We start from the raw sequence: 24,888 nt of genomic DNA, 5'->3' as shown, positions 1-24,888 counted from the left end.
CGTGCGCGCGCATTCCTCGGAGGGGACGACTGTCATGAGCGCTGCCCGTGTGGGCGTAGTCACGTTTCCAGGAACTCTCGACGACCAGGACGCCGCCAGAGCCGTGCACCTCGTGGGCGCGCAGGCGGTTCCGCTGTGGCACGCCGACCACGACCTGAAGGGGGTCGACGCCGTGTTCCTGCCCGGCGGCTTCTCCTACGGCGACTACCTGCGCTGCGGCGCCATCTCGCGGTTCGCGCCGATCATGGAGGAGCTGGTCCCGGCCGCGGGGGCGGGACTGCCGGTGATCGGCACGTGCAACGGGTTCCAGATCCTGTGCGAGGCGCACCTGCTGCCCGGCGCGCTGACCCGCAACGCGTCGCTCCACTACGTCTGCCGTGACCAGCGCGTCCGCATCGAGCAGACCGCGACCGCGTGGACCAACGCGTTCGACCAGGGCCAGGAGATCGTGCTGCCGGTCAAGCACGGCGAGGGCCGCTACGTCGCCTCCGACGAGACGCTGGCCGCGCTCGAGGCCGGTGGCCACGTGGTCGTGCGCTACGTCGGCGGCAACCCCAACGGCTCGCTCAACGACATCGCGGGCATCCGCAACGAGGCGGGCAACGTGGTCGGGCTCATGCCGCACCCCGAGCACGCGGTCGAGGAGCTGGTCGGCGCGCCGAGCACCGACGGCCTCGGCTTCTTCACCTCCATCCTGAAAAACCTGGTGGACGCATGAGCGAGTGGAACGAGCGGCTTATGGACACGGTCCTTCGACCGGCGGAGGAGGGCGAATGATCGACAGCGTGCGCAAGGCCGCCAAGACCCCCGACGAGCCGATGCCCTTCGCCGAGCTGGGGATGAAGCCGGACGAGTACGCCCGGGTCAAGGAGATCCTCGGCCGCCGTCCCACCGGCTCCGAGCTGGCCATCTACAGCGTCATGTGGTCCGAGCACTGCTCCTACAAGTCGTCCAAGGTGCATCTCAAGCAGTTCGCCACCAAGGCGCCCAAGTCCGAGGCGCTGCTCGTGGGCATGGGCGAGAACGCCGGCGTGGTCGACATCGGCGACGGCTGGGCGGCCACGTTCAAGATCGAATCGCACAACCACCCGTCCTACGTCGAGCCGCACCAGGGCGCGGCCACCGGCGTCGGCGGCATCGTGCGCGACATCATGTCGATGGGCGCGCGGCCGATCGCCGTCATGGACGCGCTGCGCTTCGGCGGCGCCGACGCCGTGGACACCCGCCGGGTGCTGCCCGGCGTGGTCGAGGGCATCGGCCACTACGGCAACTGCCTGGGCCTGCCCAACATCGGCGGCGAGGTCGTCTTCGACCCCTGCTACATCGGCAACCCGCTGGTCAACGCCCTGTGCGTGGGCCTGCTGCGCAAAGACCAGATCAAACTGGCCACCGCGCCCGGCCCCGGCAACAAGGTCGTGCTGTTCGGCGCGTCCACGGGCCCCGACGGCATCGGCGGCGCCTCGGTGCTGGCCTCGGCGACGTTCGAGGACGAGTCACACGCCAAGCGTCCCGCCGTCCAGGTCGGCGACCCGTTCATGGAGAAGCTGCTCATCGAGTGCTGCCTGGAGCTCTACGCCGCCGACGTCGTCGTCGGCATCCAGGACCTCGGCGCGGCCGGCGTCTCGTGCGCCACGACCGAGCTGGCCGCCAAGGGCACCGGCGGCATGCACGTCGACCTCACCCGCGTCCCGCTCCGCGACCCCTCGCTCAGGCCCGAGGAGATCCTGATGAGCGAGTCGCAGGAGCGCATGATGGCCGTGGTCGAGCCGCGCGACATCCCGGCGTTCATGGCGATCTGCGAGAAGTGGGACGTCCCCGCGACCGTCATCGGCGAGGTCACCGACACCGGCCGCCTGGTCATGACGTGGGAGGACGAGATCATCGTCGACATCCCGCCGGGCACGGCCGCCGACGACGGCCCCGTCTACGAACGCCCCTACCACGAGCCGGCCGGCCAGGCCGCGCTCAACGCCGACACCCCCGACCGGCTGGAGCGGCCCGCCGACCTGCGCGAGACGCTGCTCAAGCTGCTCGGCTCGCCCAACCTGGCCTCCAAGGAGTGGGTGACCTCCCAGTACGACCGCTACGTCCGCTCCAACACCGTGCTGGCCCAGCCGGCCGACGCGGGCATGGTGCGGATCTCGGAGACCATGGCCGGCGCCGAGCACGAGCCGACGACCCGCGGCATCGCGCTGGCCACCGACGGCAACGGGCGTTACGCCAAGCTCGACCCCTACGCGGGGGCGCAGCTCGCGCTCGCGGAGGCCTACAGGAACGTCGCCGTGACCGGCGCCCGGCCGCTCGCCGTCACCAACTGCCTCAACTTCGGCTCCCCCGAGGACCCCGAGGTCATGTGGCAGTTCGCCGAGGCCACGCGCGGCCTGGCCGACGCCTGCCGGGCGCTCGGCGTGCCGGTGACCGGCGGCAACGTCTCCTTCTACAACCAGACGGGCTCGACGGCCATCCATCCCACGCCGGTCGTGGGCGTGCTCGGCGTCATCGACGACGTCGCCAAGCGGGTGCCGACCGGGTTCACCGCGGAAGGGCTGCGGGTCGTCCTGCTCGGCGACACGCGCGAGGAGTTCGGCGGCTCCGAGTGGGCCCACGTCGCCCACCGCCACCTGGGTGGGCTGCCGCCGCAGGCCGTTCTGGAGGCGGAGCGGGCGCTGGCCACGGTGCTGGTCGAGGGCGCCCGCAGGGGGCTGCTGGCCGGCTCGCACGACCTGTCCGACGGCGGGCTGGCCGTGGCGCTGGCCGAGTCCTGCCTGGTGCGGGGCGTCGGCGCCTCCGTGGCGCTGAGCGGCGAGCCGTTCACCGACCTGTTCAGCGAGTCGTCCTCGCGGGCGCTCGTCGCCGTGCGGCCGGAAGCCTACGACGAATTCGCGTCGTTGTGCGGGCGCCACGACGTGCCCTGCTACGGGCTCGGCATGACCGGCGGCGACACGCTGGTCGTCGAGGACGTGTTGGAGATCCCCGTGGCCGAGCTGAGGGAGACGCACGAGGCGGCGCTCCCCGCGCTGTTCGGCTGACGATCCGCCGGAGGGCCGGCCGGGTTTTCCGACCGGCCCTTCCAGTGAGTAGAACGACGCATTGGCGACGAGGATCTCGCGTGGATAATCGGTCTGTGCCCACCCCCGGTCCGACCTCTTACCTGCCTCCCGCGACCCAGCCCGTGCGGGGTGTGGTGTGGGGCATCCACCTCGTCCTGCCGCTGCTCGGCCTCTGGCTGCTGCTGAGCCAGCCGCACATCAACATCTCCTGGCAGCACAACGCCGGCCACTTCTGGATGATCATCCTCGTGGCCGGGGTCAACGTCGTGCTCGGCGCCATGGTCAGCGAGGCGTCACGGCGCCGCAACGACGCCCGGCTGTTCCTCGTCTCCATGGTCTTCCTGAGCAGCGCGGGCTTCTTCTTCCTGCACGGCCTGGCCACCCCCAAGATCATTTTGCCGACCGGCTCGCTGGGGTTCGACCTGGGCCAGCAGGTGGGCCTGTCGATCGCGGCGGTGTTCGCGTTCGGCTCGGCGCTGCCGCTGGGCGAGGCGGCGGCCAAGTCCGTCCTCGGCGCCCAGCACTTCATCCGCGGCGCGCTCGTCGGCATCATGGTGCTGTGGGGCGTCACGTCGCTGGTCCCCGGGCTGACGCCGCTCAGCGAGCCGCCGGCGGTCACGCCGATCGACTGGCTGATCTGGGCGTCCATCCCCGGCCTCCTGCTCTACGGCGCGGCCAGCGTGCTGATGTTCCGGCTGCATCGGCGGCGCCCCTCGGCGATGCTGATCAGCCTGATCACGGCGTACGCGCTGCTGGCGGAGAGCATGATCGCCGGGATGTCGCAGCTCAACTGGCACCTGTCCTGGTGGGAGTGGCACCTGCTGCTCACGTTCGCCTTCGTGTTCGTGGCCTACAGCGCCTACCTGCAGTTCCGGCGGGAGGGGTCGAGCGCGGGGCTGTTCGACTCGGTGGCGCTGGCCGCGACCGTCCGCCGCATCCAGCAGGACTACGACAAGGCGCTCGAAGAGCTGGTCGAGCACGTACGCCGCGGCGAGCCGCTGGCCGCGACCCGGCTGTCGGGCAAGTTCCGGCTCAACGAGGGCCAGGCGGCGGTGCTCGGCCGGGCCGGCGAGGCGCTGGCCAACGAGCGCGAGCTGTCGGAGCGGCTGGCCGCCCTGGTGTCGGTGAGCGCCCAGACCCGGATCGGGCTGCCCGAGCAGGAACTGCTGGCCTCGTCGCTGGAGCGGGTGCGGCAGGCGTACGGCGACGTCAAGATCGGGCTGGTCGCCGACGGCACCACCCAGATCGGCTCGCGCGACTACCGCTTCGACGGCGACACCCCGATCCGGCGCGACCACCTGCTCGCCTTCCCCCTGACCGTCAAGGGCAGGCTCGCCGGCGTGCTGGAGGTGCCGATCGGCCGCACCAGCCAGGACGAGGCGCTGGCCGCCACGCTGGCGGGACAGCTGTCCATCTCCCTGGAGAACGCCCGCCTCTACCAGGAGCTGCACACCCTGTTCCACCAGTACATGTCGCCCGACGTGGCCCACGCCCTGCTCGCCGACCCCGGCCAGGCGGCGCTCGGCGGTGAGCTGAAGGAGCTGAGCGCGCTCTTCGCCGACCTCAAGGGCTTCACGACGTTCTCCGAGAAGGTGACTCCCGGCGAGATCGTCGAGATGCTCAACCGCTACCACACGGCGGCCGTCCCATGCATCCTCAACAACGGCGGCACCATCGTCCAGTTCGTGGGCGACGCGCTGCTCGCCCTGTTCAACGCGCCCGCCCTGCAGGCCGATCACGCCAGGGCCGCCTGCCGGGCCGCCCTCGACATGCAGCGCGCCGCCGCCGAGGTGGCCGAGGAGATGGCGTGGAAGCGGGTCGACGACGTCGAGTGGCCGACCTTCCGGGTGGGCGTCAACACCGGCCCCGCCCTGGTCGGCAACATCGGCAGCCCCGAGCTGCGCGGCTTCAACGCGATGGGCGACTGCGTGAACGTGGCCGCCAGGCTCCAGGGGGTCGCCGAGCCGGGCACGGTCGTCATCGGCGAGACGACACTCAGGCAGCTGGGCCGCGACGCGGCGGTGCGGCCCCTGGGGCGGCTCAACCTCAAGGGCAAGGAGGAGCTCGTCGCGGCGTACGTTCTCACCGATCTGCCGTAGAGGGGCGGCCTCCCGTACCGACATAATCGGCCCATGAAAGCAGAGCCCGGCGAGTTCCTGTCCCTGCTCACCGACGATGAGGTGGCGGCGCTGCGCTCGGCAGGCCGGCTGCGCCGCTGGGACCGCGGCACGACCGTCATCACCGAGGGCGACACGTCCGACTGGGTGCTCGTGCTGCTGGAGGGCCGGGTGAAGGTCTCCTCGCACACGAGCAGCGGCAACGAGGTGGTGCTCGCCGTGCGCGGCCCCGGCGGGCTGATCGGCGAGCAGTCGGCCATCGACGGGTCGCCGCGCTCGGCCACGGTCACCACGCTGGAGCCGGTCACGGGCGTCGTCGTCCGCGACTTCGTCTCCTTCCTCGAGTCCCACGGGCGCGTCGCGGTGCTGCTCATGAAGCTCGTCAGCGAGCGCCTGCGCGACTCCGACAGGAAGCGCATCGAGTACGGCGCGTTCGACACCACGGGCCGGGTGGCGACGCGGCTGCTGGAGCTGGCCGAACGCTACGGCGAGCAGACCGACGCCGGCGTACGCGTGGCGCTGCCGCTGTCGCAGGACGAGCTGGCGGGGTGGACGGGCTCCTCCCGCGAGGCCGTCAGCAAGGCGCTGCGCACGTTGCGCGACCGGGGGCTGATCGAGACAGGCCGGCGGCGCGTGATCATTCACGACGTCGAGGGGCTGCGCCAGCGTGCCCGCTAGCCCCGGCGGCAGGTCAGCCGTACGCCGTACGTCATAGTGGGGGCATGGTCGCGGTCACCCCCCAAGACGGCAGCCGCCTGCGCTACGCCTGGCGCGTCTGCGCGGTCACCAGCCTGGGGCTCGTCCTCATCGGCATCGCGGGCAGCACGCTCAACGTCGCGCTGCCCACGGTGGTGCGGCACTTCCGCGCGGGCCCGCTGGAGTCCGGGTGGATCCTGCTGGCGTTCCTGCTGGTCAACACCGCGAGCCTGGTGTTCTTCGGCCGGGTGGCCGACCTGCTGGGCAGGCGCGAGGTCTACCTGACGGGGTTCGCGCTGTTCACCCTGGCCTCGCTGCTGGCCGGGCTGTCGCCGGACGTGTGGTTCCTGATCGGGATGCGGGTGTTCCAGGCTGTGGGGGCGGCGATGATCCTCGCGAACGGCACGGTGATCATCACGGACGCGTTCCCGCCGGAGCGGCTCAGCCAGGGCATGGGCGTCTACATCGGCACCTTGTCGGTGGCGCAGCTGACCGGGCCCACGCTCGGCGGCCTGATCGCGGAGACGGCGGGCTGGCAGTGGATCTTCTGGGTGAACGTGCCCGCCGGGCTGCTCGCGCTGGGCGTGGGGGCGACGATCTTACGCAAGATGCCCAGAAGGCCGAAGGAGCCGGTGGACGCGCTGGGCAACGTGCTGCTGTTCGCGGCGTTGTCGGCGGTGCTGCTGGCGTTGTCGGAGGCCGGCTCCGGCGGCCTGGCGAGCCCCGTCGTGGCGGCCGGGGCAACAATCTTCGTGGTGCTGGTGCCGCTGGTCGTGCTGGCCGAGCGGCGCTCCGCGAACCCGGTGCTGGACCTGCGGTTGTTCGCGGGTCGGCTGCTGGCGTACGCGAACCTGGCGTCGTTCTGCAACGCGCTGGCCCGCTCCGCGCTGATCCTCGTGGTGGCGCTGTACTTCCAGGCGGCCAGGGGCGTGGACGCGTTCGCGGCAGGGCTGAGCGTGCTCCCCGTGCCCGTCGGGATCGGGCTGGCCTCCCCCCTCACGGGCCTGCTGGGGCGGCGGGTGTCGCCGTACGCGCTGTCGATCGGCGGCGCCACGCTGAGCGCGGCGGGGCTCGGCACGCTGATGCTGACGGCCGATCCGGCGACGCCGTACTGGGTGATCGGGATCGGGTTGTTCCTGGCCGGCTGCGGCAGCGGAACGTTCCTGACCGGCAACACCACGCAGGTGATGCGGGCGTTGCCGGCCGGGAGTCTCGGGGTCGTCAACGGGTTCCGCGTCATGATCATGAACGTCGGCGTCGTGATCAGCGTCGGCCTGTCGCTCAGCGTGCTGACCAGTGCGGTGGGGCCCGCGCTCAGGGCCCAGGTGTACGCCGGGACGTTGTCCACCCTGTCGCCGGTGGCGGTGGGGCAGCTCATGGACGGCTTCCAGCGGGCGTACGCGGTGCTCTTCGCCGTGGCCCTGGCCGGCGCCCTGCTCGCCGCCCTGGCCCGCCCTCGGACCCGCTGACGTATCACCGGACGGAACGACCCCGTGGCGCCGTCGAGCGCACCAGGACACCGAACACGATCGGAGCTCGGGCTCATCCGAAGGAGGAGGCGAGCATGCGTTCCACGTCGCGGTAGCGGGAGACGGGGATGAGGTGCACGCCGTCGAAGGCGCCGGAGTCGCGCAGGGCGAGCGCCTGCTCGCAGGCCGCCTCCACGCCCGCCTGGCGGTCGGCGGCCACCTGCTCCACCAGGGCGTCGGGCAGCGCGATGTCGGGGATCGCGGCGGCCAGGCCGCGGGCGTGGCCGGCGCTGGCCAGCACCATGACACCCGCGTAGACGGGCACGTCCACCGGGTGCGCCTCGCGCCAGCGCAGCTGGGCCTCCACCGAGAAGGAGACCTGGAGGAAGAGGAAGTCGGCCGCGCGTTTCCAGGCCGGCAGCGGGCGCAGCCCCGCCGCGGCGCCCAGGCGGGAGCCGGGCGAGAACTCCCTCGCCTCCGCGATCATGGAGCGCACCGTGAGATCGCTCGTACGGTTGCCGCTCGCCGGCTTGTCGCCGTAGACGAACAGGAACTGCTCCACGCCGTACGCGGCCGCCGTCAGCAGGTCGCGGCGGAAGCCGAGCAGGTTGCGGTCGCGCGAATTGAGGCAGGCGATGCCGCGCCCGCCCATCGCCTCGACCTCGTGCGCCACCGCGACGCTGGACACCGTCGCGCGGCCGATGTGGTTGTCGGGGATGAGGAAGGCGTGGGCGACCTTGCTCATGGTGTCGATCTGGTGCCTGACGTGCTTCAGATCGGGCTTGGTCGGCGGTTCGATCTCACAGATCAGCTCGAAGGCCATGAGTCACGACTCTAACGCCGGGCCGCCAGCGCTTCTATGCCGCTGAGCACCAGGTCGACGCCGAACGTGTCGTACAGGTGCGGGTCCATCGGCTCGACCAGCGGGCCGGCCATCTCCACCAGGTGCGGGTAGCGCTCGCCGGGCAGCGACTGCAGGCCGAGCCGCTTGAAGCTGACCTGCTGCGCGAAATCCTCGCCGGACAGGTAGGCCTGGTGATGGACCGGGGCGTCGGCGATGGCGATGGCGCTCTGCAGCAGATATTTCGTGATCAGACAGCTCTCCTCCACGCTGAACCCGGCCGCGCGAGCCAGCCCGAGCGCCTGGTCCCAGACGGCCAGGAAGTTCGGCACCGCGACGGCGTCGATCTGCTCGATCACGTGCTTGGCGCAGGGGTGTGTGCGCAGGGTGTTGATCAGGCCCTCGGTCAGGTCGCGCAGTTGCTCCTGCCACGGGCGCTCGTCGGCGGGCTTGGGCGCGAAGCCGCCGATCAGGTGGTCGGCCATGCCGATGATCAGCTGCTCCTTGTTCTTGAAGTGCCAGTAGAGAGCCATCGGGGTGACGCCCAGGTCGGAGGCCAGCCGCCGGATCGTGACGGCGTCAAGCCCTTCGGCGTCGCCGATCTCCAAGGCCCGCTCCGCGATCGCCCGCGCGGTCAGTTTTCCCATCACGGTTGACAACTATACGACGTACACGTTCAACTATACGACGTACAAGTACGCTGTATAGGAGGAACTGTCGTGCGATGGTGGGCGCTTGGCGCGGTGACCCTGGGGACGTTCATGACGTACCTCGACAACAACGTGGGGAACGTCGCCCTGCCGACGATCCAGCGGGAGCTCGGGCTGTCGATCTCCGACCTGGAGTGGATCGTGAGCTCGTACATCCTGCTCTTCGCGGGGCTCATGCTGGCCGGCGGCCGGCTCGCCGACGTGTACGGCGCCCGCCGGGTGTTCCTGGGCGGCCTGACGATCTTCACGCTGTCCTCGCTGGCCGCCGGCCTGGCGACCACGGGCGCGGCGCTCATCGCCGCGCGGGCCGTTCAGGGCGTCGGCGCGGCGCTGCTCACGCCCACGGCGCTGGCCCTGATCGGCCAGATCTTCCCCGACCCCGGCGAACGCGGCCGGGCGGTGGGCATCTGGAGCTCCGCGGGGGCGCTCTCCATGGCGTTCGGCCCGTTCGCCGGCGGTTTCGTCAGCGAGCACCTGCACTGGGGCTGGATCTATCTGATCAACGTCCCGCTCGGCCTGGCGGCCTTCGGCCTCGCGCTCTGGGCGGTCAAGCCCGCCTTCACGCGGGTACGGCGCAGCCTCGACCTGCCCGGCCTGGCGGCCTCCGCCGTCGCCCTGTCCGCCTTGACGTACGCGCTCATCGAAGGGGAGGCGGCCGGCTGGACCTCGCCCCGGATCCTGGCCGCGTTCGGCGTGTCGGCGGCGGCGGCCGCGGCGTTCCTGCTGGCCGAGTCGCGGGCCGCCGAGCCGATGGTGGCGATGGTGTTGTTCCGCTCGCGGGTGTTCAGCGGCGGGCTCCTGACCAGCGGGATCTGGTCGTTCGGCGTGTTCGGGATCTACTTCTTCAGCGCGCTGTGGCTGCAGAACGTGCTGGGCTTCTCCCCCACCGAGGCCGGCGCCGCGTTCGTGCCGATGGCGCTGGTCATGGCCGTGGTCGCGATGTCGTCGCAGCGCGTCAGCGCCTGGCTCGGCATCGGGCGCACGGTCGGGCTCGGGATGGCGCTCATGGGCGTGGCGATCTTCCTGATCTCCCGCGTCGGCGCCGGCGGCGGCTACCCGGACGTCCTTCCCTGGTTCCTGCTGTACGGCCTGGGCGGCGGCATGCTGGTGCCCCTGACGTCCGCGGTGCTCAACGGGATGCCCAAGGACAGGTCGGGCGTGGCGTCGGGCATGCTCAACGTGTCACGTGAGGTGTTCGGGCTGCTCGGCATCACGCTGCTGGGCGCGATCCTGAGCGCCAGGCAGGCCGCCGTCGACCGGGCGCCGCTGCTCGCCTTCCTCGACGGCTACCAGTTCACCCTTGTCGTGGCGGCGGCCGTGATGCTGGCGGGCATCCCGGTCGCGCTGCACGCGCTGCGCGAGCCCGCCCCAGGCGACGAGCCCGCCGAGCCCGCCGGGCCTCAGGCCACCGCCTCGGCCACCATGGGCTCCGCGAACTGAGTGCGGTACAGCTCCTCGTAGCGCCCCGCGGCCTCCAGCAGCTCGGCATGCGTGCCGCGCTCGACCACCCGCCCGTCCTCGATCACCAGGATGACGTCGGCGGCGCGGATCGTGGACAGCCGGTGGGCGATCACCACGGCCGTACGGCCTTCCAGCGCCTCGCCGAGCGCCGCCTGCACAGCCGCCTCCGACGTGGAGTCGAGCGCGGCCGTGGCCTCGTCCAGGATCACCACCCTGGGCCTGGCCAGCAGCAGCCGGGCGATCGTCAGGCGCTGGCGCTCGCCGCCCGACAGCCGGTAACCGCGCTCGCCCACCACCGTGTCGAGCCCGTCGGGCAACGACTCGATCAGCGCGGCCAGCCGGGCCCTGGTGAGCGCGTCCCACAGGTCGTCCTCGCTCGCCTCCGGCCTGGCCAGGAGCAGGTTGGCCCTGATCGTGTCGTGGAACAGGTGGCCGTCCTGGGTGACCATGCCGAGCGTGTCGCGGATCGAGTCGGCGGTCAGGTCGCGCACGTCGACGCCGCCGAGCCGGACGGCACCCGCGTCGACGTCGTACAACCTGGGCAGGAGCTGCGCGATGGTGGACTTGCCCGCGCCGGACGAGCCGACCAGCGCCACCATCTGGCCGGGCTCGGCCCGGAACGAGACACCGTGCAGCACCTCGACGCCGCCGCGCGTGTCCAGCGTGGCGACCTCCTCCAGCGAGGCGAGCGAGACCTTGTCCGCCGACGGGTAGGCGAAGCGCACGTCGTCGAACTCGACCGACACGGGGCCCTCGGGCACCTCGCGGGCGTCGGGCTTCTCCTGGATGAGCGGCTTGAGGTCGAGCACCTCGAAGACGCGCTCGAAGCTGACGACCGCGCTCATGACGTCCACGCGGGCGCTGGCCAGCGCGGTCAGCGGGGCGTACAGGCGGGTGAGCAGCATGGCCATCGACACCACCGCGCCGGGGGCGAGCTGGCTGCGCAGCGCGTAGAAGCCGCCGAGCCCGTACACGAGAGCCAGGGCCAGCGCCGACACCAGCGTCAGCGCGGTCACGAAGACCGTCTGGGTCATGGCGGTGCGTACGCCGATGTCGCGCACCCGGCGGGCCCGGGAGGCGAACTCCGCCGACTCGTGCGCTGGGCGGCCGAACAGCTTGACCAGGGTCGCGCCGGGCGCGGAGAACCGCTCGGTCATCTGGTTGCCCATGGCGGCGTTGTGGTCGGCCGCCTCGCGCCGCAGCCTGGCGATGCGGGTGCCCATGCGCCGCGCGGGCACCATGAACACGGGCAGGAGCAGCAGCGCGAGCAGCGTGATCTGCCAGGAGATGGCGACCATCGCGACGAGCGTCAGCGCGAGCGTCACGACGTTGCCCGCCACGCTGGACAGGGTGTCGGTGAACGCCCGCTGCGCGCCGATGACGTCGTTGTTGAGCCGGCTGACCAGCGCGCCCGTGCGGGTCCTGGTGAAGAACGCGATCGGCATGCGCTGCACGTGGTCGAAGACGGCCGTGCGCAGGTCGAGGATCAGGCTCTCCCCCAGCCCCGCGGAGAGCCACCGGTTGAGCAGCCCGATCCCCGCCTCCGCCACCGCCAGGCCCGCGATCATCAGCGCCACCACGACCACCACGCTGAGCGGCTCCGCGTTGAAGATGGCGTCGATCACGCGTCCCGCGAGCAGCGGTGAGCCCACCGCCAGTCCCGCCATCACCACGCTCAGCAGCAGGAACAGCGCGAGCCTCCGCCGGTGCGGGCGGGCGAACCCGGCGATACGCCGGAGCGTCGCCCTGGAGACAGAGCGACGCTCCTGCCGGTTGTTCATCGAGTACAACTGGTGCCACGCGGTCATTTCCATGCTCATGGCATGGACATTAGAGCCTCAGGTTAACTTGAGGTCAAGAGCCGATCTTCAGGCCCTTCCGGTGCCAGACGACCGCCACCGACGGGCGCGGCTGGTCGCCGTCGGGCCAGCGGCTGCCCGGATTGTCGGGGCCGGCGCCGTCGATCTCACCCGGATGCTGCACCGCGACGAACACGCTGCGCTGGTCCTTCGTGACCATCGGGCCGCACGTCTCGGCGCCGACCGGAACCGTGAGGAACTGGCGCAGATGGCCGCGCTCCCTGCCGCGCACGGGCATCACGAACAGCCCGTCGTTGGTGCCGAGCGCGTTGCCGTCCGTGGAGATCCACAGGTTGCCGTCGCGGTCGAACGTCACGTTGTCGGGGCAGGAGATCGGCGAGACCTTCTTCTTGTCGTAGCCGGCGAAATAGGTGTTCGCGTCGTCCGGGTCGCCGCAGACCAGCGGCACCGACCAGGCGAAGCTCCTCGCCCCGGCGTCGTCGCGCCGCTCGATGATCTCCAGGACGTGGCCGTGCTTGTTGGCGGCGCGCGGGTTGGCCTCGTCCGCCTGGGCCGCGGTGCGGTCGGAGTTGTTGGTCAGCGCGACGTACACGCCGCCCGTGACCAGGTTGCGCTCGATGTCCTCGGGGCGGTCCATCTTGGTCGCGCCCACCTTGTCGGCCGCCACCCGCGTGTAGACGAGCACCTCCTCCGCGGTCATGCCCTGCACGTACGACCTGTCGCCCGAGACCAGCGGGATCCACTCGCCGGAGCCGTCGAACTCGCCGTCCTCGGGCAGCTTGCCGGACCCGTCGATCTCCTTCTCCGGGCTGTCGCCGGTGAACTTGGCGACATACAGGGTGCCCTCGTCGAGCAGGTCGCGGTTGTGCCGGTCGGCCCCCTGCCGGTAGCGGTCCTTCGAGACGAACTTGTAGATGTACTCGAAGCGCGAGTCGTCACCCATGTAAACGACCAGGCGGCCGTCGCGGGCCAGCGTCGTGTTGGCCGCCTCGTGCTTGAACCGGCCGAGCGCGGTGCGCTTGACCGGCGTGGAGTCCGGGTCGAACGGGTCGATCTCCACGATCCACCCGAACCTGTTGCACTCCTGCGGGTGCTTGGCCAGGTCGAAACGCTCGTCCACCCGGTCGAACCGGCGGCTGATCTCCGGCGTGCCCTCCGCGATCGTGTAGCGCTCGACGTACGGCCGCTGCTTCGCCGGCACCTTGTCGCCGTTGACGAAGTACTGGTCGAAGTTCTCCTCGGCGGTCAGCACCGTGCCCCACGGGGTCGTGCCGCCCGCGCAGTTGTTCAGCATGCCGACGGGCTTGCGGCCCTCGGGGTCGGCGTCCGTCCTGAGCAGGTCGCTGCCCGCCGCCGGCCCGGAGAACTTCATGGGGGTCTCGGCGGTGATGCGCCGGTTGTAGCGGCGACGCCCCTTGGTGACCAGCTTCCACTCGCCGGCGCGACCCTCCCGCTCGATCTCCACGACCGAACCGCCGTGCCCGGCCAGGCCGATCCTGATCTGCTCCTCGGTGGCCTCCGCGCCGCCCGGGTAGTCGCGGAACATCAGGCTCTCGTCGGTGTACTCGTGGTTCACCCACAACAGCGCCCGGTCGCGGCCCATCGGGAACATCGTCACGTAGTCACAGTTGTAGCCGAACTGCTTGCTCTGCGCCTCGGCGCTCTGGTTGTCGAAGTCGAACGCCGGCGCGTCGGGCAACACCGGGTCGCCCCAGCGCACGACCACCGAGGAGCGGTAGTTCTCCGGGATGGTCAGCTTGTCGTCCTTGTTCGGCCGCACCGGCGTGAAACGGAGATCACCGCCTCGGCCGCCATGCTGCTCCTTCGGCACCGCCCTGGGCTCCTCGGCCAGCGCCGGCGCCGCCCCCGCCGCACCCACGCCCGCCACGAGAGCGCCGAGCGCCCCGGCGCGCAGCACGCCGCGCCGCGACAGCGCCTCCTTCACCACATCACCGAAATAGGCGTTGCCGGTGGTGTTGGCCACCTCATGCGCGCACGCGTTGCCGCAGCGGAACTGACAGGTCAGCGCGGATCGGCCACCATTGTGCGGGGTGGAGATCAGCGGAAGCAGCCGACCTCCCGCTTCGGGGTTCGACACAGGTCCTCCATCGAAGTGCGGTCGTACGGCGGGGAACGCTACGGCCACCGGCGAAACCACAGGTGAACGAAGACCTCCGTCTTGATGAACGCTTCCCGGGAGACAATGGTCGCGTGCCACCACGCAAGCTCGACCAGGAGAAGCTGAGATCGGCCCTCGACGGCCAGCTCGTCGCCCTCGACCAACCCCCCTACGACGGGCCCGCGTCCGCCCTGCCCGACGCGCTCGTGGCCGCCGTGCTGACCGCCTACGACCGCGGGCTGAAGCCCGAGCGCGACGCGGCCAGGCAGGCGGTGCGCCACCTGCTCGACCGGCTGGCCACCGCCGCACCCGGCAGGACCGTCGAGGTCCGCGTGCCACCGTACGCGGCCGTGCAGGCCATCGCCGGGCCCCGCCACACGCGCGGCACCCCGCCCAACGTGGTCGAGATGGACGGCCGCACGTGGATCGAGCTCGCGCTCGGCCGCCTCACCTGGGCCGAGGCCCTGGCCCGCGGCGCCGTCTCCGCCAGCGGGGCACGCGCGGACCTGTCAGCGCACCTGCCGCTCTGACGGCCCCTCTAACGGCCGCTGTTCATCCAGGGGAACTGGCTCTCGAAACAACGGTCGGCGAGCTGGCCGGGGAGGCCGGCGCACTCCTGCGCCACGTTCCACAACCAGATGGCCACGATCGCGAACAGGATCAGCGACAGGACGCTCAGCACGATGCCGGCGATGGCGCGACCCTTGCCGGCGCGCTTGGCGAGGGCCACGCAGCCGAAGACTATCGACAGAATGGCGGTGATCACACCCGTGAAGCACACGAACACCAGGAACGGGCTGGCCACGCCCAGCACGAGCGAGGCGGTGGCCAGGCCGCTGCCCGGCTTCGCCTGCTGGTAACCGGCTCCCGGCATGCCGTACGGGGATTCGGGGCCGGGGCCGTAGCCGGGCGGGCCACCGTACGGGCTGGAGGGCACCGTGCCCGGCACGGTCGGCTCGTCGTCCCGCGGCGTGCCCCCGGCCTGGTACGGCGACCCGCCCCGTCCCTCCTGGCCCGGCCAGCCCTCCTGGCCCTGCCGCCTCTCCTCGCCCTGCCGGCCTTCCTGGCCGCCCTGGCCTTCCCGGCCCTGCCAACCTTCCTGGCCCTGCCAACCTTCCTGGCCCTGCCAGCCTTCCTGGCCCTGCCAGCCCTCCTGGCCGCCCTGGCCTTCCGAGGTTCGGCGGCCCTCCTGGGCCGGGGTGCCGCCCTCAGGCGACGGTGTTCCCCCGCGCGAGCCGCCTCCCGGCGGTTCGAAGCTCGGCTGGTCGCCCTGCTCGTAGCGCGACGGCGCGGGCCTGCCCGGCCCCTCCCCCTCTGACGGGTCGGACGTCCAGCCCGGGTACGGCGGCGTGCCACCGGGGATCGGGAACACCTGGGTCTCCTCGGCGTCACCCCCTGTCGGCTGTGGCACCTCCGGTGAGGTGGGCAGGTCGGGATGGCGAGGCTCGCCGACCGGTCTGGGCTCATGCGTGGGCGGCACGTCCGGACGCGGCACGATGGGTGGCGCGGGAGCGATCGGCTCCTCGCCCTCCTCACCGGCGCCCTCACCCTGCGGCCCGGGCCCTTCACCCCGGGACCCGGCGCCTTCACCCTGCCGACCGGCGCCCTCACCCTGCGGGCCGGCGCCTTCACCCTGCCGACCGGGGCCCTCGGACTCCTCGCTCCGGAACTCGCCGCCGACGCCCATGGACTCGGCGTCGCCGCCTCCAGCACGCCCGCCGGCGGGAACGTCCGGCGCCGCGCCGCCGGTGGGCCCGGCGCCGGGCCCACCGGCGGACCACTCCTCCGGAGGCCGGTCGCCGCCCGTGGGCCCCGGCTCGTACGGTCTGAGCGTGGGCCCCCGCTCCTCTTCGTCCAGCGTGCCCTCGCGCCACCACTCGGGCTCGTGTTGCGGCGGAGCGTGGCGGGGCGCGCCCTCTTCCGGACGGCCTTCGTGCGGATCCTGCCCGCGGCGGGTCTCGTCCGGGTCCCCAGGTGTGGTCACGTCTGCGTCTCCCGACGGGTCTACATGCCGGATACTTCACCCTTTCGCGCAGGGCGACGCCTAAACCGCACGACACGGTAAGAGGCCGCTCATCCTTGGGTCACCATGCGCCAAAGGCCCTGCCCGCGGGCAAGATGGGGGGATGCTGGACGAGACCCTGTCGTATGCGCTGATCAAGGTCGTGAAGACCCAACGCAACCGGATGGCCGCCGCGCTGTCCCCGCTCGGCCTGCACGTGGGGCAGGAGATGCTCCTCAACCAGCTGTGGAAGGAGGACGGCCTGACCCAGGGCGAGCTCATCGCCCGCCTCGGCGTCGAGCCTCCCACCGTCACCAAGACCCTGCAGCGCCTGGAGCGTACGGGCTTCGTCTACCGGGTTCCCGACCCTGACCGGCCGAGGGTGTCCCGTGTCCGTCTCACCGATGCGGGCAAGGCGCTGCGCGAGCCCGTCGAGCAGATCTGGACCACGATGGACGAAGATCTCCTGCGCGGTTTCGATCCCGGCGAGCGTGACCTGCTCGCGCAGCTGATCCGCCGCGCCATGCCCTGACGTTTCACCACGGGCGAAAACTCCTTGCGGCCGCGCCACCCTTCTTGTTAGCTGGCTAATTAGTCGGCTAATCATCAAGAGGGGCTCTCATGCACGCACTGGTCACCGGCGGCTCGTCCGGCATCGGCGCCGCCACCGCACTCGCCTACGCCCGGGCCGGCGCGCGGGTCACGATCACGTACAACTCGGGCGCCGACCGTGCCGCCGAGGTGGTCAAGCGGATCGAGGAGGAGGGCGGCGAGGCGGCGGCCGTACACCTGGATCTGGAGGACCACGCCACCGTCGCGCCGGCCGTCTCCGCGGCCGGCCCGGTGGACGCGCTCGTGGCCAACGCCGTCCGCTGGGGCACCGTCATGCCCGGCGGCATGGCGTTCGAGGACGTGCCGGCCGCGGAGTGGTCCGCCGCCCTGCACGCCAACGTGGTCGGCAACGCCCTGCTGATCCAGGCGGTGCTGCCGCAGATGCGGCGCAGGACGTTCGGCCGGATCGTGCTCGTCTCGTCAGGGGCGGCCGAGGAGGGGCAGCCGGGCCCCGGCCCGTACGGCACCGCGAAGATGGCGCTGCACGGCATGGCCCGCGCCATCGCGTGGGAGGCGGGCAGGGACGGCATCCTGGTCAACGTGGCCGTGGCCGGGCTCACCATCACCGGAGCCCAGCGCCCGATCCCCCCGCAGCTGCTCGACGAGATCGCGTCCAGGACCCCCACCCGCAGGCTGAGCACGGCGGACGACATGGCGGCGCTGATCGTCTTCCTCGGCTCGGCGGACAACCGCAACCTCACCGGAGAGATCATCCGCGACGGCTCCAATGCGGGCAGGTCAGTCCACATCGTCTGACCTCCGACCCGAGTGTGCGAGCACGGAAGCCGCCAACCTAGACTGAGGCATGTGCTGAAGGGCGACGGCCGGCTCGGCCATGACCTGGACCCCCAAGACAACGCTCCCAAAGACGCCTGTGGCGTCTTCGGCGTCTGGGCGCCAGGCGAGGAAGTTTCCAAACTCACCTACTACGGGCTGTACGCGTTGCAGCACCGCGGCCAGGAGTCCGCGGGCATCGCGGTCAGCGAGGGCAGCCGCATCCTCGTCTACAAAGACATGGGCCTGGTCGCCCAGGTCTTCGACGAGTCGGTGCTGGGCACCCTGCGCGGCCACCTGGCCATCGGCCACTGCCGCTACTCCACCACCGGGTCCAGCGTGTGGGAGAACGCGCAGCCCACGCTGAGCTCGACCGAGGTAGGCGGCCTCGCGCTCGCCCACAACGGCAACCTGATCAACACGCCGGAGCTGGCGCAGCGCCTGGCCCCCGGCTCCACCCGGGCGACCACCGACACCGAGGTCCTGACCTCGCTGCTCGCCCAAGACCGCACGCGCACCGTCGAGGAGGCCGCGGCCGAGCTGCTCCCGCAGGTCAAGGGCGCCTACTCGCTGGTCTTCATGGACGAGACGACGCTCTACGCGGCCCGCGACCCGCAGGGTGTCCGCCCGATGGTCCTGGGCCGGCTGGAGCGGGGCTGGGTGGTGGCCTCCGAGACGGCGGCGCTCGACATCGTGGGCGCCACGTTCGTCCGCGAGATCGAGCCGGGCGAGCTGCTCACCATCGACGAGCGCGGCGTGCGTTCGCGCAGGTTCGCGCTGGCCGAGCCGAAGGGCTGCCTGTTCGAATACGTCTATCTCGCCCGCCCCGACACCACCATCGCCGGGCGCGGCGTCCAGGTCACCAGGGTCGAGGTGGGCCGCGTGCTGGCCCGCGAGCACCCGGTGGAGGCCGACCTGGTCATCCCCACGCCCGAGTCCGGCACGCCGGCCGCCGTCGGCTACGCGCAGGAGAGCGGCATCCCCTACGGCCAGGGCCTGGTGAAGAACTCCTACGTCGGCCGCACGTTCATCGAGCCCTCGCAGACCATCCGCCAGCTCGGCATCCGGCTCAAGCTCAATCCGCTGCGCGAGGTCGTCGAGGGCAAACGCCTGGTGGTCGTGGACGACTCGATCGTGCGCGGCAACACCCAGCGCGCCATCGTCAAGATGTTGCGCGAGGCGGGCGCCAAGGAGGTGCACGTCCGCATCTCCTCGCCGCCGGTGGCCTGGCCGTGCTTCTACGGCATCGACTTCGCCACCAGGGCCGAGCTGATCGCGGGCTCGCTGACGGTCGAGGAGATCCGGGCCTCGCTGGGCGCCGACTCGCTCGGCTACATCTCGCTTGAGGGCCTGACCATGGCCACCACCATTCCTTCCGACCGCCTCTGCATGGCCTGCTTCACCGGCTCCTATCCCATTCCCATCGACGAGGACAACGTGGGCAAGTTCGTCCTGGAGAGCAAGGCATGAGCACCTACGAGGCCGCCGGGGTCGACATCGAGGCAGGCGACCGGGCCGTCGCGCTGATGAAGGACAGGGTGGCGCGGGCACGGCGGCCCGAGGTGGTCGACGACGCCAGCGGCTTCGCCGGCCTGTTCGACGCCTCGGCCCTGCTGCGCTACCAGCGGCCGCTGCTGGCCTCCTCCACCGACGGCGTCGGCACCAAGGTCATGATCGCCCAGCGCTACGGCAAGCACGACACGATCGGCATCGACCTGGTCGGCATGGTCCTCGACGACCTTGTGGTCTGCGGGGCCGAGCCGCTGTTCATGACCGACTACATCGCCTGCGGGAAGGTGGTGCCCGAGCGCGTCGCGGAGATCGTCGGCGGTGTGGCCGAGGGTTGCCGGCTGGCCGGGGCCGCGCTGGTGGGCGGGGAGACCGCCGAGCATCCGGGAGCGATGGGCCCGGACGAATACGACCTCGCGGGCGCCGGCACCGGCGTCGTCGAGGCCGCCGGCCTGCTGGGGCCCTCGCGGGTGCGCGCCGGCGACGTGGTGCTCGCGCTGGCCTCCTCGGGCGTGCACTCCAACGGCTACTCGCTGGTGCGGCACGTGCTGCGCAAGGCCTCGCTCTCCCTCGACACCGAGCTGCCCGAGCTGGGGCGGCCGCTGGGCGAGGAGCTGCTGGAGCCCACCCGGATCTACTCCCTCGACTGCCTGGAGCTGGCGCGCTCCGCCGAGGTGCACGCCTACGCCCACATCACGGGCGGCGGCATCGAGAGCAACCTGTCGAGGTCGCTGCCCGGCCACCTCGACGCGCTGCTCGACCGCTCGTCGTGGACGCCGCCGGCCGTCTTCGGGGTGCTCGCGGGCCACGGCTCGATCGCGCAGCACGACATGGACCGTACGTTCAACCTCGGGGTCGGGATGGCCGCCGTGGTGGCCGCCGACTCGGCCGGCGAGGCCCTCAGGGTGCTGGCGGCCCGCGACGTCGACGCCTGGGTGCTGGGCGAGGTCGTCCCCGGCGAGGGCCGGGCGCGCTACCGCTGACCGGTCACTTGTGCCGCTGGTAATAGCGGGCCACGCGGACGCGGTTGCCGCACAGGTCGGGCGAGCACCAGCGACGCCGCGGATGGGCGGGGAGGAAGAGCCGGCGGCATCCCGGCCCTTCGCAGCCGCGCACCTTGCCCACGTCGGGGTCGGTGAGCAGGGCCACGGCGGCCTCGGCCAGCTCGGTCAGCAGGCGGGCGAGCGGCGTGCCGTCGCGCTCCGCGCCGCGCCGTAGCACCGCGCCCCGCACCTCCAGGCGGGGATACGCGGGGGCGACGCGAAGAGCCTGGTTGATCGCGTCGATCGCCCCGGGCGGCGGCGGTGCGGCCTGGCGCGCCGCCTCCAGGGCCCGCTCCACGTGACCGCGCAGGTCGCGGACGGCGGCCAGGTCGTCAGGGCCGAGCGGAGCCTCGGGCACGGCCAGCCGGCCGGCCTGCTTCGCGAGCCAGGCATGAAGACCTTCCGCGGTCGCCAGGGCGTCGTGGTCGCCGCCCGACGGGGTGCGGACGCCCGTGTTGACCAGGTCGAGTGCGAGGGGCTCGCCTGTCAGCAGATCCATGCGCCTAATGGTAGGACCTTTCGCCGTAGACGCATTAGCCGCTGGGAGGACCCGCCTCACACCCGCACAGGTCCTGTGGCGCCTGCGCACGCCCGACCGGGCTTCGGGCACACGCCACCATCGAGGAACGCACCCGGGCCTCGGCCAGCGGAGCGACCACGCGCTCAGCCGAATGGCGCGCGAGCGCCGCCCTCACCTTCGGGTTGCGGAAAAGACCCGATCTTCGCCGAGCCCCTCATCACCGATTTTCCCGACGAGCCGGCCACGGAAAAGGCGGCCCACGTGACGAAAGCCCCACGGTTACCCGTGGGGCCCGACGAGTGCGGGCGAAGATCCGGCGCGAACGCCGGGCTCTCCGCCACGTCACCCAGAAGAACGGCTATCGGCGACCGGCGCGGCCGTCGTCGTCGTCTCCTGCGCCATAGTCATCGGCGTAATCGGCATAGCGATCCGCCAGCTCATCGTTGAGGTCGTCGGCGTCGTCATTGCGGCTGGAGTCTCCGACCCCGAGTTCGTCGCGAAGACGGTCAAGATCCGTGCCACCGCTGTTGTACTTCAGCTGGCGAGCAACCTTGACCTGCTTGGCCTTTGCTCGGCCGCGCCCCATTGGCTCGACCCCCTCGTGTGGGGTCGTCCCCGACCCCTCGTCGCTAACGCACCACACACTGACGCCGCCTGACTCCGGGCGTCAGCCTATCGTTCGCCTATTACCGTACCTGTTTTGTGCCCAGCTCGGTACGTCGTATGGGCGCGGGGCGTCAGTGGCCCAGCCAAATGGCCCGTATCCGCCCGACTTCCGACATTCTGCGCTCCGCCAGCCTATCTGCTGCGACCGCGGGAGGAACGCCCTCGTCGGCCGCTATCGCGAAAATTTTCAATGTCGTGTCATAGATCTGGGTGGCCTTGGACCGGGCCCGCTCCATGTCGAAGCCCTCGGTCTCGTCGGCGACCTGGATGACGCCGCCCGAGTTGACGACATAGTCGGGCGCGTACAGGATCTCACGTTCGGCGAGCTGTTTCTCCACGCCGGAATGCGCGAGCTGGTTGTTGGCCGCCCCGCAGACGATCTTCGCGCGGAGCTCCGCGACCATCTCGTCGTCGAGCACCCCGCCCAGCGCGCAGGGCGCGAAGACGTCGATGTCGGAGCGCGCCATGGCACGCGCGTCGGCCACCACGTCGACCTCGGGGCGGCGGGCGCGCACGCGTTCGACCGCCTTGGGGGCGACGTCGCAGATCACCACCTCGGCGCCGTCTTCGCGCAGCAGCTCGACCAGGCGGTGACCCACCTTGCCCACTCCTTCCACGCCGACTCTCCTGCCGTGGAGCGACGGCGTGCCGTAGACGCGCTCGGCCGAGGCCCGCATGCCCTGGAACACTCCGAAGGCCGTCAGGATGGACGAGTCGCCGGCCCCGCCGTGGGCCGGCGTGCGGCCCGTCACATGGCGCGACTCACGGGCGATGACGTCCATGTCCTCGCTGTAGGTGCCCACGTCGCAGGCAGTGATGTAGCGGCCGCCGAGCGACTCGACGAACCTGCCGTAGGCGCGCAGCAGCGCCTCGCTCTTGTCGCGCGTCGGGTCGCCGATGATGACGGCCTTGCCGCCGCCCAGGTCGAGGCCGGCCAGCGCGTTCTTGTAGGACATGCCCCTGGCGAGGTTGAGCACGTCGGCCAGCGCCGCCTGCTCGTTCTCGTACGGATAGAAGCGGGTGCCTCCCAGCGCCGGGCCCAGCGCCGTGTTGTGGATGGCGATGATGGCACGCAGGCCGCTCTGCTCGTCGGCGCAGAAGACGACCTGCTCATGCACGTCCTTATGGGACGCTCCGAAGACGTCGGTCACGGTAGTGACTCCCTGTCCGGTCCACCGCACCTTCGCGGCGGAGATCGCCTCATAGCCTAGTCTCGACAGTGCGCGCAGGGTTCGCTTCGTGACACGATGCCTCCGTGCTGCCCTATGCCGCCTACCTCCGCGTCTATGAGCCACTGACCGCGTTCGCCGAGCCCGAGCGCAAGGTGTGGGCCGACTACGCCGACTCACGCGACCGTCCGCGGCGCGCGAACGCGCTCAACGCGGAGCACGGCGAGTCGGTCATGCGCCTGCTCGGCATGCCCCCTCATCCCGTTCCCGCCCAGGAGAGCCCCAACGCCTATCTGCGGCGCGTTGAGGACCGTCTGTACGTCTGCCCGTGGCAGACCCGTCTGCGCTCGTGGCTGGCGTTCTCAAGGCTGCGCGGCGCCACGCCGGCGAGGCTGATGGACCGTCTCGTGCCCAAGGCGATCGCCGAGCAGACCGCCGACGACTTTGATCGCTACAAGCGTAAGGCGGGCTCGTCCGCGCTGCGCACGCACATCCGCACCACGGCATGGCACGTACCACCGGCCTGGTTCGTGCCGTTCGACGGCAACGAGCGCTGGCTGGTGCTCGGCTCCGCCGGCCCGGGGCAGGACGTGACGACGGCTACGGGGCGTAACCTCATCTATGTCACCTCCATGGCGCAGGCCAGGCGGCGGGCGGCGCGGGCGCTCAACGTGCTGCGCCGGCACCTCGGCGACGTGGCGTCCAACTTCGACGTCGAGGACATCGCCAGGTGGCTGGAGGAGTTCCATCCGCACTCGCTGGTCGAGCTCGACTACGGCGGTCTCGTGCACCTCATGGACGACGACGCGCTGCAGGCCGACCAGTCGGTCGCCGAGCTGTCCGCCGCCCTCACGGGCCTGGACACGGGTCAAGAAGAACTTGCCTACGCCATGTATCAGAGGGTCATCCTGCGGTGGAAGTCAATGCAACAACTGGAATCTGCCAACTGAACCCCAATACGACCGTCTGACCTGCATGAGTAGGTCACGTCTCGCGGCTGCTCTCTTCTGCGAACTGAGTAGTTTGCCGTTTTCACTGCGATACCACGAACCGTGTCGCTAGAATCACCGAGCGTGACATGGCCACGGGGGCGGGCAGTTGGGTCAAAGAAGGGCTCGCCAATCGCTCTGCGTGGCGGTATGGTCACATCGGGTGATGCCGCATATGGCTCGGAAAAGCCGCACGCTCTGCGCCATAGGGGGACATCCGTGACACGCGCAAAGGCAGTCACAGGATCGCTAAGCCGGTCCACACGGAGGAGAGGCCGCACAAATGTCAGCTCGTACACCCGAGGCCGAGCCGCTGCTCACGCCCGCTGAGGTCGCGACCATGTTCAGGGTCGACCCCAAGACCGTTACGCGGTGGGCCAAGGCGGGCAAGTTGACGTCGATTCGTACCCTCGGCGGTCATCGGCGTTACCGGGAGACCGAGGTCCGCGCACTGCTCGCGGGGATCCCGCAGCAGCGCTCGGAGTAGCCGAGAGGGTCGTCACGGACCTCAGGGGGGTTGAGGGTGGACCAGGCACGCAACGGAGCCCGGTCCACCGTGTGACGACGTGACGTCGCATGGGAAGTTGGCGCCGCCCGCCCGGCGCCATCCTTCCCGGCTTCCGCCTCCCACCGTTACGCCAGCCGCTCCAGCAGCCCGGCGACGTCGCCGTCATACCTCGCGGCGACGCCGAGCAGCGCGACCATGTGATCGACCAGCATCTTCTCTAGCGTCGGTCGCTCCACGTCGCGGTGCTCCAGCCAGTCGAGGCCGGCCGTCTCCACGGAGGCGATCCACGACCTCAGGGTCGTGCGCAGCACCGGGCTGGGCTCCTCGACGCGCATCTGCTTCTGGATGAGGCGGAAGAGGCGCCGGCGCACGCCGTCGACGATCTCGCCGACCTCGCCCGCCCTGTTGGCGGGACCGCCGCGCAGGAGCGCGGCGAACCCGGCCGCGTGCTCCTCGACGAAGTCGAAATAACGCTTGAGCCCGGAGGCCAGCTCGTCGAGCGGCCTGCCGCCCTCATGCGGCCGCAGCCGCGACTCCAGCTGCTCCGCCGCGCTTCTCAGCGCGGCCACGTAGAGCTCCTGCTTGCCGCCGAAATAGTGGTAGACCAGGGCCCGCGAAGCCCCCGCCGCCGACGCCACGTCGTCGATCGAGACATCTTCCGCGTCGCGCGTGCTGAACAGCTCCAGAGCCGCCGCCATGAGCTCCTCGCGACGCCGGTCGACGCTGAGCCTGCGCCGAGCCGGGCGCGCCTTCTCGGCTGACTTACCTGGTGTCACATCTGCACAGTATCCGACCTGTGCCCCGGCCGAAGGT

At 71.1% G+C, this 24,888-nt stretch carries 22 protein-coding genes; 13 read left to right on the top strand and 9 right to left on the bottom strand.

Features of this window, described 5'->3' with window-relative positions:
* Positions 1 to 34: 34 nt before the first annotated feature.
* From purQ to E1292_RS11305, 5 genes are all read left to right on the top strand, one after another.
* Entirely contained in the window at positions 35 to 718 is a 684-nt protein-coding gene (gene purQ, locus E1292_RS11325) for a phosphoribosylformylglycinamidine synthase subunit PurQ (protein ID WP_132594787.1), read from the top strand.
* 55 nt (positions 719 to 773) lie between these two features.
* Positions 774 to 3,029, top strand: a complete 2,256-nt coding sequence (gene purL, locus E1292_RS11320; RefSeq protein WP_132594785.1) for a phosphoribosylformylglycinamidine synthase subunit PurL — start codon at positions 774 to 776, stop codon at positions 3,027 to 3,029.
* A gap of 80 nt (positions 3,030 to 3,109) precedes the next feature.
* Positions 3,110 to 5,149: an adenylate/guanylate cyclase domain-containing protein gene (locus E1292_RS11315; RefSeq protein ID WP_220446768.1), complete on the top strand. Its 2,040-nt coding sequence runs from the start codon at positions 3,110 to 3,112 to the stop codon at positions 5,147 to 5,149.
* A gap of 33 nt (positions 5,150 to 5,182) precedes the next feature.
* The gene (locus tag E1292_RS11310) at positions 5,183 to 5,845 is read left to right on the top strand and encodes a Crp/Fnr family transcriptional regulator (protein ID WP_132594783.1); all 663 of its coding nucleotides are present in this window, start codon (positions 5,183 to 5,185) and stop codon (positions 5,843 to 5,845) included.
* A 44-nt stretch (positions 5,846 to 5,889) separates the two neighbouring features.
* Positions 5,890 to 7,332, top strand: a complete 1,443-nt coding sequence (locus E1292_RS11305; protein ID WP_132594781.1) for an MFS transporter — start codon at positions 5,890 to 5,892, stop codon at positions 7,330 to 7,332.
* A gap of 73 nt (positions 7,333 to 7,405) precedes the next feature.
* Here E1292_RS11305 and E1292_RS11300 read toward each other — a convergent pair whose 3' ends face one another.
* Positions 7,406 to 8,155, bottom strand: a complete 750-nt coding sequence (locus tag E1292_RS11300) for a methylenetetrahydrofolate reductase (RefSeq protein ID WP_132594779.1) — start codon at positions 8,153 to 8,155, stop codon at positions 7,406 to 7,408.
* An 11-nt stretch (positions 8,156 to 8,166) separates the two neighbouring features.
* Entirely contained in the window at positions 8,167 to 8,820 is a 654-nt protein-coding gene (locus E1292_RS11295) for a TetR/AcrR family transcriptional regulator (protein ID WP_246090056.1), read from the bottom strand.
* Between the two features lie 72 nt (positions 8,821 to 8,892).
* Between E1292_RS11295 and E1292_RS11290 the strand changes: the two genes are divergently transcribed.
* Positions 8,893 to 10,323, top strand: a complete 1,431-nt coding sequence (locus tag E1292_RS11290; RefSeq protein ID WP_246090053.1) for an MFS transporter — start codon at positions 8,893 to 8,895, stop codon at positions 10,321 to 10,323.
* Here E1292_RS11290 and E1292_RS11285 read toward each other — a convergent pair.
* Positions 10,284 to 12,164 (bottom strand): ABC transporter ATP-binding protein, encoded by a 1,881-nt coding sequence (locus E1292_RS11285; RefSeq protein ID WP_132594775.1) that lies wholly within the window; start codon positions 12,162 to 12,164, stop codon positions 10,284 to 10,286. The genes E1292_RS11290 and E1292_RS11285 overlap by 40 nt on opposite strands.
* Positions 12,165 to 12,198: 34 nt before the next feature.
* Entirely contained in the window at positions 12,199 to 14,262 is a 2,064-nt protein-coding gene (locus tag E1292_RS11280) for a PhoX family protein (protein WP_132594773.1), read from the bottom strand.
* A gap of 113 nt (positions 14,263 to 14,375) precedes the next feature.
* Here E1292_RS11280 and E1292_RS11275 point away from each other — a divergent pair, with 113 nt between their 5' ends.
* The gene (locus tag E1292_RS11275) at positions 14,376 to 14,813 is read left to right on the top strand and encodes a sterol carrier family protein (protein ID WP_132594771.1); all 438 of its coding nucleotides are present in this window, start codon (positions 14,376 to 14,378) and stop codon (positions 14,811 to 14,813) included.
* 8 nt (positions 14,814 to 14,821) lie between these two features.
* Here the strand turns inward: E1292_RS11275 and E1292_RS54850 are convergent, their stop codons facing one another.
* A complete protein-coding gene (locus E1292_RS54850; protein WP_132594769.1) occupies positions 14,822 to 16,267 on the bottom strand; it encodes a DUF4190 domain-containing protein in 1,446 nt (481 codons plus the stop codon).
* Between the two features lie 142 nt (positions 16,268 to 16,409).
* On the opposite strand from E1292_RS54850, the gene E1292_RS11265 reads away from it, so the two are divergent.
* From E1292_RS11265 to purM, 4 genes are all read left to right on the top strand, one after another.
* Positions 16,410 to 16,817 carry a MarR family winged helix-turn-helix transcriptional regulator gene (locus tag E1292_RS11265; RefSeq protein WP_132594767.1) on the top strand — a complete coding sequence of 136 codons (408 nt, stop codon included), beginning with the start codon at positions 16,410 to 16,412 and terminating at the stop codon, positions 16,815 to 16,817.
* Between the two features lie 89 nt (positions 16,818 to 16,906).
* The gene (locus E1292_RS11260; protein ID WP_132594765.1) at positions 16,907 to 17,653 is read left to right on the top strand and encodes an SDR family NAD(P)-dependent oxidoreductase; all 747 of its coding nucleotides are present in this window, start codon (positions 16,907 to 16,909) and stop codon (positions 17,651 to 17,653) included.
* Positions 17,654 to 17,704: 51 nt separating this feature from the next.
* Positions 17,705 to 19,141, top strand: coding sequence for an amidophosphoribosyltransferase (gene purF / locus E1292_RS11255; RefSeq protein WP_132594763.1), 1,437 nt, complete (start codon positions 17,705 to 17,707; stop codon positions 19,139 to 19,141).
* Positions 19,138 to 20,163 carry a phosphoribosylformylglycinamidine cyclo-ligase gene (purM, locus tag E1292_RS11250; RefSeq protein WP_132594761.1) on the top strand — a complete coding sequence of 342 codons (1,026 nt, stop codon included), beginning with the start codon at positions 19,138 to 19,140 and terminating at the stop codon, positions 20,161 to 20,163. Before purF ends, purM begins: the two co-directional genes overlap by 4 nt.
* Positions 20,164 to 20,167: 4 nt before the next feature.
* Here the strand turns inward: purM and E1292_RS11245 are convergent, their stop codons facing one another.
* The 3 genes from E1292_RS11245 to E1292_RS11235 all read right to left on the bottom strand — a co-directional run bounded on the left by E1292_RS11245 (position 20,168) and on the right by E1292_RS11235 (position 22,560).
* Positions 20,168 to 20,722 (bottom strand): CGNR zinc finger domain-containing protein, encoded by a 555-nt coding sequence (locus E1292_RS11245; protein WP_132594759.1) that lies wholly within the window; start codon positions 20,720 to 20,722, stop codon positions 20,168 to 20,170.
* Between the two features lie 379 nt (positions 20,723 to 21,101).
* The gene (locus tag E1292_RS11240) at positions 21,102 to 21,329 is read right to left on the bottom strand and encodes a DUF3073 domain-containing protein (RefSeq protein WP_132508344.1); all 228 of its coding nucleotides are present in this window, start codon (positions 21,327 to 21,329) and stop codon (positions 21,102 to 21,104) included.
* A 151-nt stretch (positions 21,330 to 21,480) separates the two neighbouring features.
* The gene (locus tag E1292_RS11235; RefSeq protein WP_132594757.1) at positions 21,481 to 22,560 is read right to left on the bottom strand and encodes a Glu/Leu/Phe/Val family dehydrogenase; all 1,080 of its coding nucleotides are present in this window, start codon (positions 22,558 to 22,560) and stop codon (positions 21,481 to 21,483) included.
* A 104-nt stretch (positions 22,561 to 22,664) separates the two neighbouring features.
* Between E1292_RS11235 and E1292_RS11230 the strand changes: the two genes are divergently transcribed.
* Both E1292_RS11230 and bldC read left to right on the top strand, forming a co-directional pair.
* On the top strand, positions 22,665 to 23,528 hold the full coding sequence (locus E1292_RS11230) for a DUF8083 family protein (RefSeq protein ID WP_132594755.1): 864 nt from the start codon (positions 22,665 to 22,667) through the stop codon (positions 23,526 to 23,528).
* Positions 23,529 to 23,850: 322 nt separating this feature from the next.
* Positions 23,851 to 24,054, top strand: coding sequence for a developmental transcriptional regulator BldC (gene bldC / locus E1292_RS11225; RefSeq protein ID WP_013133571.1), 204 nt, complete (start codon positions 23,851 to 23,853; stop codon positions 24,052 to 24,054).
* A gap of 146 nt (positions 24,055 to 24,200) precedes the next feature.
* Here bldC and E1292_RS11220 read toward each other — a convergent pair whose 3' ends face one another.
* On the bottom strand, positions 24,201 to 24,851 hold the full coding sequence (locus E1292_RS11220) for a TetR/AcrR family transcriptional regulator (RefSeq protein WP_246090052.1): 651 nt from the start codon (positions 24,849 to 24,851) through the stop codon (positions 24,201 to 24,203).
* Positions 24,852 to 24,888: the final 37 nt, after the last annotated feature.

It is taken from the genome of Nonomuraea deserti (genome assembly GCF_004348685.1).
GTDB lineage: Bacteria > Actinomycetota > Actinomycetes > Streptosporangiales > Streptosporangiaceae > Nonomuraea > Nonomuraea deserti.
The sequence above is the reverse complement of the archived record's forward strand: the minus strand, read 5'-3'. Positions and strand labels throughout refer to the sequence as shown.

What these genes read in the sequence shown, in the direction of transcription:
- purQ (WP_132594787.1), top strand. Translation starts at nt 35, where the DNA reads ATGAGCGCTGCCCGTGTGGGCGTAGTCACGTTTCCAGGAACTCTCGAC.
- purL (WP_132594785.1), top strand. Translation starts at nt 774, where the DNA reads ATGATCGACAGCGTGCGCAAGGCCGCCAAGACCCCCGACGAGCCGATG.
- E1292_RS11310 (WP_132594783.1), top strand. Translation starts at nt 5,183, where the DNA reads ATGAAAGCAGAGCCCGGCGAGTTCCTGTCCCTGCTCACCGACGATGAG.
- E1292_RS11305 (WP_132594781.1), top strand. Translation starts at nt 5,890, where the DNA reads ATGGTCGCGGTCACCCCCCAAGACGGCAGCCGCCTGCGCTACGCCTGG.
- E1292_RS11300 (WP_132594779.1), bottom strand. Translation starts at nt 8,155, where the DNA reads ATGGCCTTCGAGCTGATCTGTGAGATCGAACCGCCGACCAAGCCCGAT.
- E1292_RS11295 (WP_246090056.1), bottom strand. Translation starts at nt 8,820, where the DNA reads ATGGGAAAACTGACCGCGCGGGCGATCGCGGAGCGGGCCTTGGAGATC.
- E1292_RS11285 (WP_132594775.1), bottom strand. Translation starts at nt 12,164, where the DNA reads ATGAGCATGGAAATGACCGCGTGGCACCAGTTGTACTCGATGAACAAC.
- E1292_RS11265 (WP_132594767.1), top strand. Translation starts at nt 16,410, where the DNA reads ATGCTGGACGAGACCCTGTCGTATGCGCTGATCAAGGTCGTGAAGACC.
- E1292_RS11260 (WP_132594765.1), top strand. Translation starts at nt 16,907, where the DNA reads ATGCACGCACTGGTCACCGGCGGCTCGTCCGGCATCGGCGCCGCCACC.
- purM (WP_132594761.1), top strand. Translation starts at nt 19,138, where the DNA reads ATGAGCACCTACGAGGCCGCCGGGGTCGACATCGAGGCAGGCGACCGG.
- E1292_RS11245 (WP_132594759.1), bottom strand. Translation starts at nt 20,722, where the DNA reads ATGGATCTGCTGACAGGCGAGCCCCTCGCACTCGACCTGGTCAACACG.
- E1292_RS11240 (WP_132508344.1), bottom strand. Translation starts at nt 21,329, where the DNA reads ATGGGGCGCGGCCGAGCAAAGGCCAAGCAGGTCAAGGTTGCTCGCCAG.
- bldC (WP_013133571.1), top strand. Translation starts at nt 23,851, where the DNA reads ATGTCAGCTCGTACACCCGAGGCCGAGCCGCTGCTCACGCCCGCTGAG.